At 42.9% G+C, this 16986-nt stretch carries 18 protein-coding genes; 14 read left to right on the forward strand and 4 right to left on the reverse strand.

Annotated features, from left to right (window positions below):
• Window positions 1–5: 5 nt before the first annotated feature.
• The 8 genes from murA (at window position 6) to F3059_RS01920 (ending at window position 8454) form a co-directional block, all read left to right on the forward strand.
• Window positions 6–1313, forward strand: coding sequence for a UDP-N-acetylglucosamine 1-carboxyvinyltransferase (murA, locus tag F3059_RS01885; RefSeq protein WP_151166238.1), 1308 nt, complete (start codon window positions 6–8; stop codon window positions 1311–1313).
• 11 nt (window positions 1314–1324) lie between these two features.
• Window positions 1325–1927: a peroxiredoxin family protein gene (locus F3059_RS01890; RefSeq protein ID WP_151166239.1), complete on the forward strand. Its 603-nt coding sequence runs from the start codon at window positions 1325–1327 to the stop codon at window positions 1925–1927.
• Window positions 1928–2092: 165 nt separating this feature from the next.
• Complete coding sequence (locus F3059_RS01895; RefSeq protein ID WP_151166240.1) at window positions 2093–2692, forward strand: nucleotide exchange factor GrpE; 600 nt, start codon at window positions 2093–2095, stop codon at window positions 2690–2692.
• Between the two features lie 12 nt (window positions 2693–2704).
• Entirely contained in the window at window positions 2705–3832 is a 1128-nt protein-coding gene (gene dnaJ, locus F3059_RS01900) for a molecular chaperone DnaJ (RefSeq protein ID WP_151166241.1), read from the forward strand.
• Window positions 3833–4079: 247 nt separating this feature from the next.
• Window positions 4080–5033 carry an ABC transporter ATP-binding protein gene (locus F3059_RS01905; protein ID WP_151166242.1) on the forward strand — a complete coding sequence of 318 codons (954 nt, stop codon included), beginning with the start codon at window positions 4080–4082 and terminating at the stop codon, window positions 5031–5033.
• 2 nt (window positions 5034–5035) lie between these two features.
• Complete coding sequence (locus tag F3059_RS01910; protein WP_151166243.1) at window positions 5036–6376, forward strand: ABC transporter permease; 1341 nt, start codon at window positions 5036–5038, stop codon at window positions 6374–6376.
• Entirely contained in the window at window positions 6369–7304 is a 936-nt protein-coding gene (locus F3059_RS01915) for a Ppx/GppA phosphatase family protein (RefSeq protein ID WP_151166244.1), read from the forward strand. Before F3059_RS01910 ends, F3059_RS01915 begins: the two co-directional genes overlap by 8 nt.
• Complete coding sequence (locus F3059_RS01920) at window positions 7297–8454, forward strand: sigma-54-dependent transcriptional regulator (protein WP_151166245.1); 1158 nt, start codon at window positions 7297–7299, stop codon at window positions 8452–8454. The genes F3059_RS01915 and F3059_RS01920 overlap by 8 nt, the downstream gene beginning before the upstream one ends.
• On the opposite strand, the gene F3059_RS01925 is transcribed toward F3059_RS01920, so the two are convergent.
• Window positions 8451–9929, reverse strand: coding sequence for a DUF5723 family protein (locus F3059_RS01925; RefSeq protein ID WP_151166246.1), 1479 nt, complete (start codon window positions 9927–9929; stop codon window positions 8451–8453). The genes F3059_RS01920 and F3059_RS01925 overlap by 4 nt on opposite strands.
• A gap of 58 nt (window positions 9930–9987) precedes the next feature.
• Here F3059_RS01925 and paaI point away from each other — a divergent pair, with 58 nt between their 5' ends.
• From paaI to F3059_RS01950, 5 genes are read left to right on the forward strand one after another with little or no spacing between them, the layout of a single operon-like run.
• Window positions 9988–10413: a hydroxyphenylacetyl-CoA thioesterase PaaI gene (paaI, locus tag F3059_RS01930; protein WP_151166247.1), complete on the forward strand. Its 426-nt coding sequence runs from the start codon at window positions 9988–9990 to the stop codon at window positions 10411–10413.
• Window position 10414: 1 nt separating this feature from the next.
• Window positions 10415–11629: a 3-oxoadipyl-CoA thiolase gene (pcaF, locus tag F3059_RS01935; RefSeq protein ID WP_151166248.1), complete on the forward strand. Its 1215-nt coding sequence runs from the start codon at window positions 10415–10417 to the stop codon at window positions 11627–11629.
• A 2-nt stretch (window positions 11630–11631) separates the two neighbouring features.
• Complete coding sequence (locus tag F3059_RS01940) at window positions 11632–12225, forward strand: YdeI/OmpD-associated family protein (RefSeq protein ID WP_151166249.1); 594 nt, start codon at window positions 11632–11634, stop codon at window positions 12223–12225.
• Window position 12226: 1 nt separating this feature from the next.
• Window positions 12227–12838: an acyltransferase gene (locus tag F3059_RS01945; protein WP_151166250.1), complete on the forward strand. Its 612-nt coding sequence runs from the start codon at window positions 12227–12229 to the stop codon at window positions 12836–12838.
• Window positions 12835–13245, forward strand: a complete 411-nt coding sequence (locus F3059_RS01950; protein ID WP_151166251.1) for a hypothetical protein — start codon at window positions 12835–12837, stop codon at window positions 13243–13245. Before F3059_RS01945 ends, F3059_RS01950 begins: the two co-directional genes overlap by 4 nt.
• Window positions 13246–13343: 98 nt before the next feature.
• Here the strand turns inward: F3059_RS01950 and F3059_RS01955 are convergent, their stop codons facing one another.
• Both F3059_RS01955 and F3059_RS01960 read right to left on the reverse strand, forming a co-directional pair.
• Window positions 13344–13601: a Txe/YoeB family addiction module toxin gene (locus tag F3059_RS01955; RefSeq protein WP_151166252.1), complete on the reverse strand. Its 258-nt coding sequence runs from the start codon at window positions 13599–13601 to the stop codon at window positions 13344–13346.
• Window positions 13598–13861, reverse strand: coding sequence for a type II toxin-antitoxin system Phd/YefM family antitoxin (locus F3059_RS01960; RefSeq protein ID WP_151166253.1), 264 nt, complete (start codon window positions 13859–13861; stop codon window positions 13598–13600). Before F3059_RS01960 ends, F3059_RS01955 begins: the two co-directional genes overlap by 4 nt.
• A 257-nt stretch (window positions 13862–14118) precedes the next feature.
• Here F3059_RS01960 and F3059_RS01965 point away from each other — a divergent pair, with 257 nt between their 5' ends.
• Window positions 14119–16281, forward strand: coding sequence for a prolyl oligopeptidase family serine peptidase (locus tag F3059_RS01965; protein ID WP_151166254.1), 2163 nt, complete (start codon window positions 14119–14121; stop codon window positions 16279–16281).
• Window positions 16282–16358: 77 nt separating this feature from the next.
• On the opposite strand, the gene F3059_RS01970 is transcribed toward F3059_RS01965, so the two are convergent.
• Complete coding sequence (locus F3059_RS01970; protein WP_151166255.1) at window positions 16359–16946, reverse strand: hypothetical protein; 588 nt, start codon at window positions 16944–16946, stop codon at window positions 16359–16361.
• Window positions 16947–16986 lie beyond the last annotated feature (40 nt).

Here is a 16986-nt window from a genome sequence, read left to right on the forward strand (position 1 = left end):
AACAAATGGGTGTATTTGAAGTCAAAGGAGGTCGTGAACTCAAAGGAGAAATAACACCTCAAGGTGCAAAAAATGAAGCTCTACAGGTTTTAAATGCTGTATTGCTCACTCCAGAAAAAGTCACTATATCAAATATCCCAAACATCAGGGATGTCAACAAACTTATCGACCTGCTAAAATCGCTCGGTGTCAAAATTGAACAACTCAATGACGACACTTACACTTTCCAGGCTGATGAAATAGATATCGAATACCTCACAACGCCCGAGTTTAAAGAAAAAGGTGGCGGACTGAGAGGTTCAATCATGATCGTTGGTCCGCTTTTGGCTCGTTTTGGCAAAGGTTATATTCCAAAACCGGGTGGAGATAAAATCGGCAGACGCAGATTAGACACACACTTTGAAGGTCTTCAAAAACTGGGAGCAAACTTCGAATACGACTCAAACACCAACTTCTACAAAACTGAAGCAGCTAAGCTCAAAGGAACTTACATGCTCCTCGATGAAGCATCAGTAACCGGAACTGCTAATATCGTGATGGCGGCTTCAATGGCCAAAGGCAAAACCACAATTTACAACGCTGCCTGTGAACCATACCTCCAGCAGCTTTGCAACATGTTGGTGAACATGGGAGCCAAGATCAGTGGAATCGGCTCTAACCTACTCACGATTGAAGGAGTTAAAGAACTTCATGGTACGGAGCACCGCTGCCTTCCAGATATGATTGAGATCGGTAGTTTCATCGGAATGGCAGCAATGACGAATAGTGAAATCACAATCAAGGATGTTCACTACGATCAACTGGGAATGATTCCTCAGGTCTTTAGCCGACTCGGAATCACAATTGTAAGGCGCGATGATGATCTCATTATTCCAAAACAAAACCATTACGAAATCGACCAATTCATCGATGGTTCGATTCTCACTGTTTCAGATGCACCATGGCCGGGTTTCACGCCAGACTTATTGAGTATAGTGCTCGTTGTAGCTACACAGGCTAAAGGCAGCGTACTCGTGCATCAAAAAATGTTTGAAAGTCGTTTATTCTTCGTGGATAAATTGATTGACATGGGTGCTCAAATCATTCTTTGTGACCCGCACAGGGCTACAGTAATCGGGCTCGATAAGCAAGTTCCATTACGTGGAATAAGCATGACATCACCTGATATTCGTGCTGGTGTGGCGCTCCTCATCGCAGCATTATCGGCTGAGGGAACGAGCCACATCCACAACATCGAACAAATCGATCGCGGATACCAGTATATCGATAAGCGCCTCCAGGCACTTGGAGCTCGTATCAAACGAATTGACTAAAAGAACAACTTATGAAACCGACAGCATATTTATTACTTACCGCACTTTTCTCAGTTGTAGCCTGCTCTTTCGTGAATAAAGACGCAGCAAAAACACAACAGTCAGAACCGGTTAGAGTAAGTACCACTCCACCTGATTTATCTTCACAGTCAGAACCGGAAGTTGGAACTGATGTGGGAGACCTCGCACCGGAGATCAACCTACCCACCCCGGATGGAAAAGAAATTGCACTCTCTGATCTCAGAGGAAAAATGGTTCTCATCGACTTTTGGGCATCCTGGTGCGGGCCATGCCGTAGAGAAAACCCCAATCTCGTTAAGGCTTACGAAAAATACAAAGATGCAGAGTACGAAAATGCTGACGGATTCACGATTTACAGCGTATCGCTCGACAAAAACAAAAGCTCGTGGGAAAAAGCAATTGAACAGGATAACCTTTCCTGGAAGTACCACGTGAGTGATCTCAATTTTTGGAGCTCAAAGCCAGTATCAGAATACGGAGTGCGTGCTATTCCTACAAACTTTCTTATAAATGAAGATGGAATTATTGTAGCAAAGGATTTGAGAGGCGCACTTCTTCACCGCACAATGGATGAGTACGTGACTTCATTTTAATCGAGCGTCAGTCTCTAAGAAATACAATTAAGACAGGTTCAATACGACCTGTCTTTTTTATTTAACCACATTGAACTAATCAGTTAATCAGTTTGTGTGACAATTTGTCGGCAAGTCACACTTGGCAGAATCATTGATAAATAAGACAGCACAAATTTTAAGGATATGAGCAAGAAGGATAAAAAGAATCAAAACACTGATAAAGAGAAAGATATAAAAAACGAAGAGCAGTCTGCTCAAAACGAACAAACTGAAGAAAAAGCAGTTGACGAAAAAGAGACTGACAATTCGAACGGCTCTGACCAAAAAGAAGATAAAAAAGAGCCTACCTGGGAAGATAAATACAACGACCTCAACGACAAGTATCTGCGCCTCTACTCTGAGTTTGAAAACTTTAGAAGAAGAACAGCTAAGGAACGCGTTGAGATGATGAGTAATGCCGGATCTGACATGATCAAGGAAGTGCTTCCTGTCCTCGATGACATGGAACGCGCTATTGAGTCAAATAAAGATTCTGACGACATTGAATCGATCAAGGAAGGCTTTAACCTGGTTCACAACAAGCTATTTAAAACTCTTGAAGGAAAAGGTTTAAAACCGATGAACAGCATCGGTGAAGAATTTGATCCTGAAACTGCTGATGCTATCGCTAAAATCCCCGCACCTGAGAAAAAGATGAAGGGAAAAGTAGTTGATGTGGTTGAAAAAGGGTATTACTTAAATGATAGCATCTTGCGCTACGCCAAAGTAGTTGTAGGAGAGTAAAGCAAATTATTTATGTCGAAAAGAGACTATTACGAAGTATTAGGTGTTTCAAAAGACGCTTCAGACTCTGAATTGAAGAAGGCTTATCGCAAACTCGCGCTCAAATATCACCCCGATAGAAACCCGGGTGATGAGGAAGCTGAAAACAAGTTTAAAGAAGCGGCTGAAGCGTACGAAGTACTTGGAAATAAAGAAAAACGACAACGATACGATCAATTTGGTCATGCCGGTGTTGGTGGAGCTGCCGGAGGCGGTGGCTTTGGCGGTGGCGGTATGAATATGGACGACATATTCAGCCAGTTTGGTGACATCTTTGGCTCTGCCTTTGGTGGCGGAGGCGGTGGCTTTGGCGGTGGTGGCGGCCGCGCCAGAGCTCGCAAGGGAAGTAACCTGCGCATCAGGGTACAACTCACGCTCGAAGATATTGCTCATGGTGTCAAGAAAAAGATCAAAGTCAAAAAGCTTGTCAACGCTCCGGGCAACTCATACAAAACGTGTCCAACCTGTAATGGATCGGGGCGTGTGACGCGTGTTACCAATACTTTCCTTGGACAAATGCAAACGGCTTCTACCTGCCCTACTTGTGGCGGACAGGGAAAATCGCTCGACAACAAAGCTTCCGGATCTGACCAAAACGGACAGTTGCGCAAAGAAGAGGAGCTCGAGATTGAGATTCCACCGGGAGTTGAAGAAGGAATGCAGCTCACTGTTCGCGGAAAGGGTAACGAAGCGCCAATGGATGGAATTCCGGGCGATTTACTCATCGTAATTGAAGAGAAAAAGCACGAACATTTAGAGCGTGAAGGTCAGAACCTTCATTACGATCTGTTCCTGAACTTTGCCGATTTGGCTCTTGGCGAAACTGCTGAGATACCGACAGTTGATGGAAAAGCAAAAATCAAAATTGCTGCCGGGACAAATGCCGGAAGAATCTTGAGGTTAAAAGGAAAAGGGTTACCGAGCGTAAATGCTTACGGAAAAGGTGATTTACTGGTGCACGTTAATGTTTGGACGCCTAAAAACCTCACATCTGAAGAGAAAAAAATACTCGAAAAACTACGCGAATCGGAGAACTTCAAACCCAACCCAACGGGTAAGGAAAAGAGTTTCTTCGGCAGAATGAAGGAGTATTTTAACTAGGCATTATTCCACTCGTCAATTTTTTGACTTAGAACTTGTTTAATGTTGTAGAAAAATTTCGAGCGTAAAGGCTTGTGTTTGCTGACGAATCTCCATTTTTCTTGCATAGCCGGAGTGCTACGTAAGAAAAATTAGATGAAGTTCAGCGGACGCAATGTTTTGCGCGCAGTTTTTTATACCAACTATAAACAAGTTCTTTAGAAATATGTACTTAATTTTAGCCGCACAATTAAAGTGCGGCTTTTTTATGGATACACTTTTAGATGTCAAATCAGTAAGTAAGTGGTATGTCAACTACAAAGCGTTGAACAACGTATCACTTCAGGTTCCCAAAGGCAGTATTTTCGGTTTGTTGGGTCCAAACGGAGCGGGAAAAACCACGCTCATCAGAATTATCAATCAGATCACAGCTCCCGATGAAGGCGAAATCCTCTTCAATGGTGAATCGCTAAAGCAAAAGCACATTGCGCAAATTGGGTACTTACCTGAGGAACGCGGACTCTACAGCAAAATGAAGGTGGGTGAACAAGCACTTTACCTCGCCCAGCTGAAAGGGATGCCCAAAGCTGAAGCGATGGAAAAGCTGAAAAAGTGGTTCATCAAATTCGGTATTGAGGAATGGTGGAACAAAAAAATTGAGGAGTTATCAAAAGGGATGGCTCAAAAAATCCAGTTCGTGGTAACAGTTGTCCATGAACCGGAACTACTCATTTTAGACGAACCATTCTCAGGTTTTGACCCCATCAATACCAACCTCATCAAAGATGAAATCATGAAGCTGCGCGATAATGGAACAACCGTTATTTTCTCAACTCACAATATGGGTTCAGTAGAAGAAATTTGTGACCGAATTGCATTGATCAATAAATCAGAAAAGATCCTTGAAGGTCCGGTTGCTGATATCAAAGAGCAACACAAGCCGCACATTTTCAAGCTTACGTTCAAAGGCAATATGATCAAATTCACCAATGCATTGTGGACCGGCTTTGAGCTTGTCGATCACAAAGAGATTGGCGAAAACACCTTTGAAGCGAAAGTTAAAATCAAAGAAAACAGTACTCCTAACGACTTATTAGGTGCACTCATTCCAAATGTGGAAATCCACTCGATGAATGAAATTATGCCAACGATGAACGAAATATTCATCCAACAGGTAACGGGAAAGAACGAAAATGTTGAACTCGAAAACGAGGAGGCTTAACCATGGGAAAAATCGGATTGATCATACAGAGAGAATACCTCACTCGCGTTAAGAAAAAGTCGTTCTTGTTGATGACCATCCTCGGGCCACTCTTACTTGCCGGAGTTGTGGCTTTAGTAGCCTATCTCGGCTTTCAGGATGACAAAGAATACGATATTCTCGTGGTAGATGATTCTGGCGGAGCATTCAAGAGCATGGAAAATGGTGAAAACTTCACTTTTCATTATATTGACGGACTCGGAATTGAAGAAGCCAAGGATTCTTTCAAAGATTCAGAATACAGCGTTATTCTCCACTTACCTGACGGAATTCTCGCTCAAAAAAGACCTATCCTCTACTTCAAGGAACAGCCGAGCATGTCGGTGGAGAAAAGTATTGAGGCACGGATTGAAAATCTCGTAGAACGCGAAAAACTCAAGCTCTACGACATCAGCTATGCCGATTACAAACGAATCAAAACTGAGTTCAGCCTCACCATGATCAAATTCACCGAATCCGGTGAGGAAGAAACAGTAACCCGCGAAAAAGCACTCGTTGGTTTCTTCTTTGGTTTAGCTGTTTACCTTTTCATTTTCCTCTACGGAGTACAGGTGATGCGCGGTGTCATTGAAGAAAAAAATAACCGCATCGTGGAAGTGATTATTTCATCTGTGAAGCCGTTCCAGTTGATGATGGGAAAAATTGTGGGAATCGCACTTGTGGGGCTCACACAATTTGTACTGTGGATTGTGTTATCCTTTACTTTCATCACAGTTACGCAGCAAGTACTCTTCCAGGATAAAATGGAATCGCTCGCACAACAGCAGGTCCAAAAATCAACAGAACTATCAAAACAAACCGCTCCTAAACAAATTCAGGCTGATGTAGATTTTTCGGATCTGACCAATCCTAACCACATCGTGAACCGCATCAACTGGCCGCTCATGTTGAGCCTATTCCTCTTCTACTTTATTGGCGGTTATTTGTTGTACAGCGCCTTGTTTGCAGCAATTGGCTCGGCAGTGGATAACGACACCGATACGCAGCAATTTATGCTTCCCGTCACAGCTCCGCTCATCGTGGCTTATTTCATTGCCTTTACGCTAATGGAAAACCCTGAGAGTGATGCGGCATTTTGGGCTTCGCTGATTCCGTTCACTTCGCCCATCATCATGATTGAACGCGTGGCAATTGGCCTTTCACCAAACGAATACTGGGAACTGGGACTGTCGATGGTATTGCTCGTATTGGGCTTCATTTTCACGACCTGGCTGGCCGGTAAAATCTATCGCACAGGCGTTCTCATGTACGGTAAAAAAGTGAATTACAAAGAACTGTGGAAATGGATCCGTTACCATGATTGATCTCACGGCTATCATAGACATGGGCTCAAACACATTCAACCTGTTGGTTGTGAGGGAAAATGAGGACGGTTCTCCGCTCTATGTTTACAAGACAAAAAAGCCCGTAAAGTTAGGACAGGGAGGTATCGGTCAGAACCGAATCGCTGATGACGCCATCGAGCGTGCTCACGAGGCAATAGAGAGTTTTGTCTCCGTAGCAAAAGGCTACGAATGCATTACCATAAAAGCATTTGCCACATCGGCTATTCGCAGTGCCGAGAATGGATCATCTGTCATCGATCAACTGAGTAAAGAGTACGATCTCGATATTGAAGTCATTGACGGATTGAGAGAAGCACAACTCATTTACAAGGGAGCGCGAGCAGCAGTTGAGCTGACAGAAAAACCGGCTCTGATCATGGACATTGGCGGAGGTAGTGTGGAGTTCATTCTCGCTAACAATAAAACCGTTTTTTGGCAAAACAGCTACGATTTGGGAATTACCAGATTGCGCGAAAAATTCAATATCCCTGATAAAATCGAAAAAATCGATCGGGAAAACCTGGAGTTCTTCCTCGATCAAACCACTACCGAGCTGTTTGAATCGCTGGCACAATATCCGGCCGATTCGCTCATCGGGGCGAGTGGTTCGTTCGAAGCTTTCGCCAAAATGATTGAAGCGCAAAAGGAAAACACTTTTGACGAAAAAGCTTCATCTTACAAATACGGAGACGAGTTTCAGCCCCTCATCGATGCGCTTATCGGCTCTGACCGTGAAAAACGAGAAACATGGCCCGGGCTGGAAGAAATGCGAATCGACACGATTCATATTGCTGCTTATTTGGTACGGTATTTATTGGATAAAAAGACATTTGAACACCACTGGCTCTCGCAGTTTGCACTGAAAGAGGGCGCGTGGTTTGAAATAAAAGAACAACAACATGGCTGAGATTTTAGTAGTTGATGACGAACGGAGTATCCGCAATACGTTGCGCGAGATTTTGGAATATGAAAAGTTCAAGGTTGAAGAGGCTGAGGACGGACAAAAAGCGCTCAACATTCTCAAGAAAAAGAGCTTTGACCTGATGCTTTGTGACATCAAAATGCCCAAAACGGACGGAATGGATCTCCTCGAGCTTTCGATGAAAATCCACCCCGATATGCCGGTTGTGATGATCTCGGGCCACGGAAACATCGAAACAGCAGTTGACGCGATCAAAGCCGGAGCTTACGATTTCATCGAAAAACCGATCGACCTCAACCGTTTGTTGGTAACTGTGCGCAATGCACTGGATAAGAGTAGCCTAGTCGAAGAAACAAAAACACTTCGCAAGAAAATATCGGGTAAGAAAGGATCTGACATAATTGGAGAATCAAAAGCGATCAATGAAGTAAAGGAAATGATCGAAAAGGTTGCTCCAACTGATGCTCGTGTTCTCATCACCGGCCCAAACGGAACGGGGAAAGAGCTCGTTGCACGCCAGCTTCACGCTCACAGCGAGAGAAGTAAAAAACCGTTTGTTGAAGTCAACTGTGCTGCTATCCCGTCAGAACTCATCGAGAGCGAACTCTTCGGTCATGAAAAAGGTGCGTTTACCTCAGCCGTGAAGCAGCGCAAAGGAAAGTTTGAACAGGCAGAGGGCGGCACACTATTCCTCGATGAAATTGGAGATATGAGCCTGAAAGCACAGGCTAAGGTGTTGAGAGCTTTGCAGGAAAGTAAGATCAACCGTGTTGGTGGCGATAAAGACATCAATGTTGATGTGCGCGTTATTGCTGCAACGAATAAAAACCTCAAAGAAGAAATCGAGGAGAAAAATTTTAGGGAAGACCTTTACCACAGATTGAGCGTTATTTTAATTGAAGTTCCTGCTCTAAACGATAGAAAAGAAGATATTCCGCTCCTCACCGATCACTTTTTGGATAGTATTTGCAAAGAGCAAGGCATCGCTAAAAAATCGATGGATAAAAAAGCACTTGACGAACTCCAAAAGCACGACTTTTCAGGAAACATTCGCGAACTTCGCAACATTATTGAGCGACTCGTCATTCTTTCAGGCAAGTCAATTACTGCGAGTGATGTGAAGAAGTATTGTTAATCCAAATACCTTTTTTGCTTCTTTCTTTTCTCGCGGCCCAGCTTGGGGAATAAATTCAACGGATTTACGCAACGGAGAAAACTCCAGTCTGGTTGTGGGCGCTTGTAGCCTCGTTTACAATCAAGGCTTGTAAAAATAGCGTGCTTCAGGTGAACATATCCTCCAAAATGGTAAATGTCCTGTCCGGTCAAAACGGGGAGAAGATTTGAAACACCCAGGCTCAACGACCAAAAGCGCAAACCAAAACCTAAATTAGCCGCTCCTTTTTGGTTGATGGAAAACGGAAGTGAAAACTCAAACCTTTTCTTTTCAATCCGCGGAGTAAAGGCTATCCAGCTCATGCGTTGAACCCCAACCATGTTTGATTTTGGAATTCCGATCATCCCACTAACATTCAAAAAGATGTTTTTTCGAAATGTATTGTAGTCGAACTGTGCTGAAATAGCCATTGGCAACCATGCTCTCACACTGTTTGACGAATTGGAAAACTGACCGTCAAAACGAGTTTCAAAGCCGTTGCGGATTTTTTGTAGATCATTGTTGACAAAAGCCATCCGCCTGTCCCAGGTCGAAGAGCCGTTTTCAATTTCCCTAACTTGCGTTTCATTGGTGTAGTTGACATAACCTACATCCAGCAAACTCACACCAAAGCGGTAATGATAATCGATATGATCACAATTAGCATCCAGAGAGTGCGGAACATAGCGTTCAATCCCTTTCATCATCTTTTTGAACGTTACACCAATATCACCACTCACACCCCAACCGTTGAAAATATTGAGTGGTGAGGTTGAGTATTGTCCGGTCATGTTGGAAACCTGAAAAGTAGTATCGTTCGGAACCGAGTAATCGAACTGCTGGATTTTAAAGCTGGTTTGGTTGATGCCCCGCAAAATTTTGACTGTCCCGCCAAGTGTCCACATGTTGTTATTCCGTCTCCTAATTATTCCACTCCCATTAAAACCCAGTTCCATCCAGCTCATTCCATTCACGCGAAAGTTACCGGATGAGAAAGATTGCCCAACATGATCATCAACTTTCCAGTCGTACCAGTAATTATCAGCCATATCAACCGGAACGTCACGAGCACTTCCAAACACACGCACTGCAGAGTTTATTCCAATAGACCAATTCCCTGAAACGAGTGAAAATCCCGGCCCTGTTAGTCGTGCTTCGCCATTTGCCCAAACGGGTGATTCAGAGCCGGTACTAAAATCAGGATTGAATTTAAACTTGTACAGATTAAAATTCTCTTTTGAGAAAAAACCGTAGTTGTTTGTGAAATGACCGAAACCACCACCAAAATGCATATCGAGCCAGGGTTTAGCATCTGCACTGAAAGAAGGATTCAGCCTCACTCCTTCAGTCACGTTCGCGTTGCCCTGCGCAAGTCCGATCTGCTCCTGGGCTCTGACCGTGAAAAAACTCAGGGTCATGAGGATGATAAAAAATGGGGTTAAGAACTTGAGGTGCATTAATTCTATGTTTACATTTTTTCGCTATTTATACCTTTGACCGCTCAAAAGTTACGAAATGGAAAGCCTTCAACCAATCGATATTTTTCACCTAATGTACGATAATGATCCATTCAGCAAGTGGATGGACATGAAACTATCGCACATCGAAAAAGGTTCATGTACGCTCGAAATGACCGTGAAAGAACCCATGTTAAACGGCTTTTCTATCGCTCACGGTGGCATCTCCTACTCACTGGCCGATAGTGCTCTCGCATTTGCAGCCAACTCTCGCGGTCCGCAGTGTGTGAGCATTGAAACATCCATTTCGCATCTCGCGCCCACTGCTAAAGGTGATCAACTAAAAGCTGTGGCAAAGGAAAAACATCGCGGCAAAAAAACCGCAATCTACGAAGTCACAATCACCAATCAACACAACAAAACTGTAGCTTTGTTCAAAGGAACAGTCTACATCACATCTAAGAACTGGAATAACATCAAATAAAATGAGTAAAGAAGCTTATATAGTTGACGGAATACGAACAGGAATAGGAAATTTCACAGGAACTCTCTCTCCGGTCAGAGCCGATGACCTCGGAGCGCACGTCATCAAAGCCTTGATGGATCGCCATCCCGATTTAGACAAGGAAGCGATAGATGACGTGATCATGGGTTGTGCCAATCAGGCCGGTGAAGACAACCGAAACGTTGCGCGTATGTCATTGCTCCTTGCCGGATTGCCTTTTACCGTTCCGGGAGAAACTGTAAACAGGTTGTGTTCTTCAGGCATGAGCGCTGCTATTCACGCTTACCGAGCGATTAGAAACGGTGACGGTCACCTTTTTATCTCAGGTGGTGTTGAACACATGACACGCGGACCATGGGTTATTTCTAAAGTGAGCAAGCCTTACGGCCGCGATGCACAGATGCACGACTCAAGCTTCGGCTGGCGTTTCATCAACCCTAAAATGGAAGAGCTCTACGGAACTGAAGGAATGGGAATGACGGCTGAAAACCTCGCTCAGAAATACAATATCAATCGCGAAGATCAGGACAAATTTGCTTACTGGTCGCAAATGAAAGCGACAAAAGCACAGGAAAACGGACGTTTGAGTGAAGAGATTATTCCGGTTGAAATTCCACAGCGCAAAAAAGATCCAATTATTTTCAAGCACGATGAGTTTGTCAAGCCAAAATCGAGCATGGAGATCCTTGGCAAGTTACGTCCTGCTTTCCGCAAAGACGGAACAGTGACTGCCGGAAATGCATCGGGATTAAATGACGGAGCTGGCACACTACTTATCGCATCAGAAGACGGATTGAAACAACACAACTTAAAACCGATGGCTCGCATTGTATCATCAGGTGTTGCGGGTGTTGAGCCGCGTATTATGGGAATTGGTCCGGTTTACGCAACGGAAAAAGCGTTGAAAAAAGCCGGCTTGACCATGGACGACATGGATATCATTGAACTCAACGAAGCATTTGCTGCTCAGTCACTGGCCTGTACCCGCAAATGGGGAATTGCTGATGACGATGAGCGCCTCAACCCAAATGGTGGAGCAATCGCAATTGGTCACCCATTGGGAATGTCTGGTCAGCGATTGTTGCAAACTGCTGCGATCGAACTCAATAAAACGGGTAAAAAATATGCTCTTTGTACGATGTGTGTAGGTGTTGGACAAGGATACGCTACCATTATTGAAAATGTAAATGCATAGAGATGGATCCGAGAGTTGACGACTTTTTGGAAAAGAAAGCTACCGGCTGGAAACACGAGGTGCTGAGCAAAATAAGAGCTCTCATTCTCGATACCAGCCCAAAACTGAAAGAGACGATCAAATGGGGAGTTCCCTATTACGAGGGAAAGAAAAATATCCTCGGCATGACCTCTTTCAAAGATCACGTAGCTATCTGGTTTCAGGAAGGTGTTCACTTGTCAGATCCGAAAAAGTTACTCGTTCAGGCTAAGGATGTAACCAAAGCGCAGCGTCAAATTAGGATTTCAGAAAACGATAATCCGGATTACGAAACAATCGCTCAGTATATTCAAGAAGCAGCCGAGAATGATGCTAAAGGAATTCACACAAAGCCGGCTAAAAAACCAAAAACAGTTGAGTTACCCGCTGAGCTGGATTCGGCTCTGACCGATAACGAACGAGCAAAAGAAGAATTTGAAAATCTGAGTCCGTACAAGAAACGCGAATACGCTGAATACATTGAAACAGCGAAACGTGAAGATACGAAGCAGAGGCGATTGGAAAAGATCATCCCCATGATCGAAAAGGGAAAGGGACTCAATGACAAATACAAATAACATGGCGAATATATACGAGTTTAACGGCTACAAACCGGTCATTCACAAATCGGCATTCATCCACCCCAACGCAACGGTGACAGGAAATGTCATCATCGGGAAGGATGTTTATGTGGGTCCGGGAGCTGCTATTCGTGGCGACTGGGGCGAAATTGTGATAGAAGATGGTTGCAATGTGCAGGAAAACTGCACCATTCATATGTTTCCCGGCACAACGGTTACGCTTAAAAAATCGGCTCACATCGGACACGGAGCAATTATTCACGGAGGCACAATTGGCGAAAACACACTCGTGGGCATGAATGCTGTGGTGATGGATGATGCAGAAATCGGGAAAGAGTGCATCATTGGAGCACTGGCTTTTGTTCCGGCAAAGACCAAGCTAGAGGACAGGAGCTTGGCTGTTGGAAATCCGGCTAAAGTCATCAAAAAAGTTACGGATGAAATGGCCGATTGGAAAACGCGCGGAACCGAATTGTACCAAAAACTTCCTCAGGATTGCCGCGATTCACTAAAACCCTGCGAGCCATTGAGAGAAAAACCAAAATTCAGACCCAAACAGGACGACATTTACCAAACCTGGATGGACACAAAATCAACTGACAAAAAATGAAGCACACGATATTTTTCATCAACAAAAATCCTGAGTGGAATCAGGAATTAGCTGATCGCAGGTACAAGGGCGAAGAAAGTGAACGCAACCTCTACATCTTGTGGGAAGACGAAATCGATATTGAAGGTGAGCCCATGAGCTTTGAAGTTTTAGAAGATGAAACCTTCACAGTCAGAGCCGAAAAAGACGGTTCACCTATCGAGATCAAAGTTCCGGAAACAACCGTTTTCCGTTACAACTATGCAGATGGCAACTCGACCGATTTAGCTGTCTCTTCCTCTATCGTAGAAGAAATAGACCGCAGGCGAATCAACAACGAAGAAGTTGTTTATGTGTACATGAAAGCTGAAAAGGAAATTTTTAGACCTTATGCGGGTCTGTATTTGGAGGAAGAGCCTGAATTATAGGAATGATATTATAACAACAGTTGGAGTCACTTTTTAAGGAGGAGTTCCCTCCTTTTTCTGCGCCATTTTTTCTTAGGTACTTTTGGGGACAGTCATTTTTAATCATAGTGAAACCTACATTTCGCTACTAAAATTTCTCCCTCATTGTATTGGTATATCAGTCTGTGTTCACCATCAATTCGTCTAGACCAAAATCCTGCGTATTTGTGTTTTAAAGGTTCTGGTTTTCCAATTCCATCAAACGGATTACGAGCTATATCTTTTAACAGTTTATTTATTCTTTTCAGTTTCTTTTTGTCCGTTTTTTGCCAATACAGGTAATCTTCCCAGGACTCGTCTACAAATACATATTTCATGTGTCTTGGTCTTCGATTAGCTCTTTGTCAAAAGATTCTCCCTTTTTAAGTTTTTCGATGGCTGAGTCCAGTCTCACTTCATTTTTTCGTGAAGAAAGTTCGTGGTTAGTAGCCATTAACGAATTATACTCTTTTAATGACATCACAACTATTGCTGAATCTTTACCTCGATTGATAATCAAGGTTTCAAAGTTTTTCACTACTCTGTCCAGGTAATTCTTGATATCTTTTCTAAAATGAGAAACAGTTGTGACTTGCATGATTTTGTATTTTTTAAGTGTACAAATATATGTACAAATAATAGTCTTTACAATATTCCTTTTGGGGATAGCATAACTTGAAAACTAAAAATATAGATTTAATTTCAGTAAAAATTAGTGATAGAACTCATATCCCGTAATCCAACTAATAACAACTTGTTTCTATCGATTTCACTATTTTTGAAACCAAACCTGGCGTTTAACCAGAATTAATAAATTGGTTTCAATAACTTGCAACCCTATCAACTGATTTAGAAATGAAGAAAGCATTATTACTCTTTGCAGCTGCTGCAAGTCTTGTAGCCTGCAATCAATCACAAAAACAGGAAAAAAAGGCTAAGGCCGAGTGGAAACAATTTGACGTGAAATATCCCGAAACGAAAAAAGTAGATACGGTTGATGAATATTTTGGCGTAAAAGTAAAAGACCCTTATCGCTGGCTCGAAAATGACACTTCCAAAGACACTGAAGCCTGGGTGGAAAAGCAGAATGAGGTGACTTTCGGTTATCTCGATAAAATCCCATACCGCGACTCTATTAAAAGTCGCTACACTGAGTTGATGAACTACCCAAAAGTATCAGCTCCCAGAAAAGTGGGTGATTACTTTTTCATTTACAAGAATGATGGTCTCCAGGATCAAAGTGTCATTTACTACAAAAAAGGGAAAGATGGCGAGGAAAAAGTATTCATGGATCCCAATAAAATGAGTGATGACGGAACTGTTACAGTTTCTCTTATGGGAGCCAGTGACGATGATAAGTACATGGCGTACCGCTACTCTGAGGCCGGATCTGACTGGGGCGAAATTCGAGTTCGTGATATCGAAAAAAATGAAAATACTGGTGATATCCTCAAGTGGGTGAAATTCTCGGGTGCAGCATGGTACAAAGATGGCTTTTACTACAGTCGTTACCCCGCACCAAAAGACGGATTTGAACTATCAGCCAAAAACACATTCCACCAGGTTTATTACCACAAACTGGGAACTTCACAGGATGAAGATAAACTGATTTATGCCAATAAGGAAAACCCTAAGTTGTACCACAACATTGGCGTTACGGAGGATGACGAATATCTCATCCTCAATGTTTCTGAAGGAACAGAAAACAACGACATTTATTTCCGCAAAACAGCTAATGAAGGTGGAGACTTCAAGCCACTTATCGATGGTTTTAAAGCGAAGAGTTCTGTTACCGATCACAAGGACGGAAAGTTCTATGTTGTTACTGATCTCAACGCGCCAAACAATCGTTTCGTAGCAATTGATGTCAACAATGTTGATGAAGCAGGTTGGGAAAATATTCTGGATGAATCTGAAAGTAAGCTAAATGGTGTTTCAAAAGGTGGCGGATATTTATTCGCTCAATACATGGAAAACGCTACAGACAAGGTTTACCGCATGAATTATGATGGATCTGACCGTGTTGAAGTGAAGCTTCCCGGGACTGGTAGTGCTGGCGGATTCTACGCTAAAAAAGAAGAAGACAAGCTCTATTACACATTCACTTCTTTCACTTACCCGAACACGATTTTCGAGTACAACATCGAAAAGAATGAGAGCAAAGAATACTACCGTCCAGAATTGAAGTTCAACCCTGAAGATTACGTTGAAAAGCAAATTTGGTACAAGTCGAAAGACGGCACAGATGTTTCGATGTTCATCGTTCACAAAAAAGGAATTGAGCTCGATGGAACACATCCAACGATGCTTTACGGGTATGGAGGATTCAACATCAGCCTGACGCCTTCATTTAGCACTTCGAATATTATTCTGCTCGAGAATGACGGTGTTTACGCTATGGCAAACCTCCGCGGAGGTGGCGAGTACGGAGAAAAATGGCACAAAGAAGGTATGCTGATGAAAAAGCAAAACGTATTTGACGATTTCATCGCTGCCGGTGAATACCTCATCAAAGAAGGCTATACAACGAAAGACAAACTGGCGATTGCCGGTGGTTCAAATGGCGGATTGTTAGTTGGCGCGTGCATGACACAACGCCCCGATCTTTTCAAAGTAGCTTTCCCCGCAGTTGGGGTGATGGATATGTTGCGCTACCACAAATTTACAGTCGGCTGGGGATGGGTACCGGAATACGGCTCAAGCGAGCAATCGAAAGAAATGTTTGAGTACCTCAAAGGATATTCGCCACTTCACAACCTTAAAGAAGGAACTGATTATCCGGCAACAATGGTTACAACTGCTGATCATGACGATCGTGTTGTACCGGCTCACTCATTCAAATTTGCTGCTACATTACAGGAAAAACACGCTGGAACTGACCCGGTATTGATTCGTATTGCGGTCAGAGCCGGACACGGAGCCGGAAAACCGATCAGCAAAATAATCGAGGAACAAGCCGACAAATGGTCGTTCATGTTCTGGAATATGGAGTACGCTGATCTTCCGGGAGCAGAATAGTCCTTTTCAATAGTTTAAATTCTAAAGCCCAGATGTGAATTTCATGTCAGGGCTTTTTTTTGATTTGTGAAATAGAGCTAATTCTTAAAATCACCACTGCACTCCTTTACAACTCTAACACTATCAGGATTACAGGAGAGTTTTGAAATATAGAACTTTTCAAATTCACCGGGCTTACAATTATCATTGTTCATTGGCTCCCATTCTTCCTCAACCTCTCCGTTCAGGGTCAAAAAAATACTTGATTTAGATAGGTAAACCTTAAACGTATCAGAAATACATACCCAATCATAAAAAATTATCGTATCCCCATATCTTTTCTCGTAGCCCAAAACATCCATTTGTGAAATTGCATTATTGGCTGTTTCAACTGTATCTGCAAGCCCCAAAGACTTCATTGACTTTCTATCTATAGAAACCTCCACTTCTTCAATTTCACATGATTTTTTCTCAACAGAAACATCCACACCAATTGTTTGCTCATTAAGAGGTGTTTCTTCATCAGAAAAAAGATAACTGGCTAACTCTCTCTTGTTGTCTCCATTTACTTTTAATCGAATAACACCTCTATTTTCACTGAGCGTGTGAACAACTTTGAACGTATCTTTAATACAGAGCCATTCAGAAACGACATCTCCTTCTTTATTGACAAGTGCTGGTTTCATTGTTTGAGAAAACAATGTGTTTCCAAAAAAGAGCATGAAT

Source organism: Salibacter halophilus (assembly GCF_008806325.1).
Taxonomy (GTDB): Bacteria; Bacteroidota; Bacteroidia; order Flavobacteriales_G; family Salibacteraceae; genus Salibacter; species Salibacter halophilus.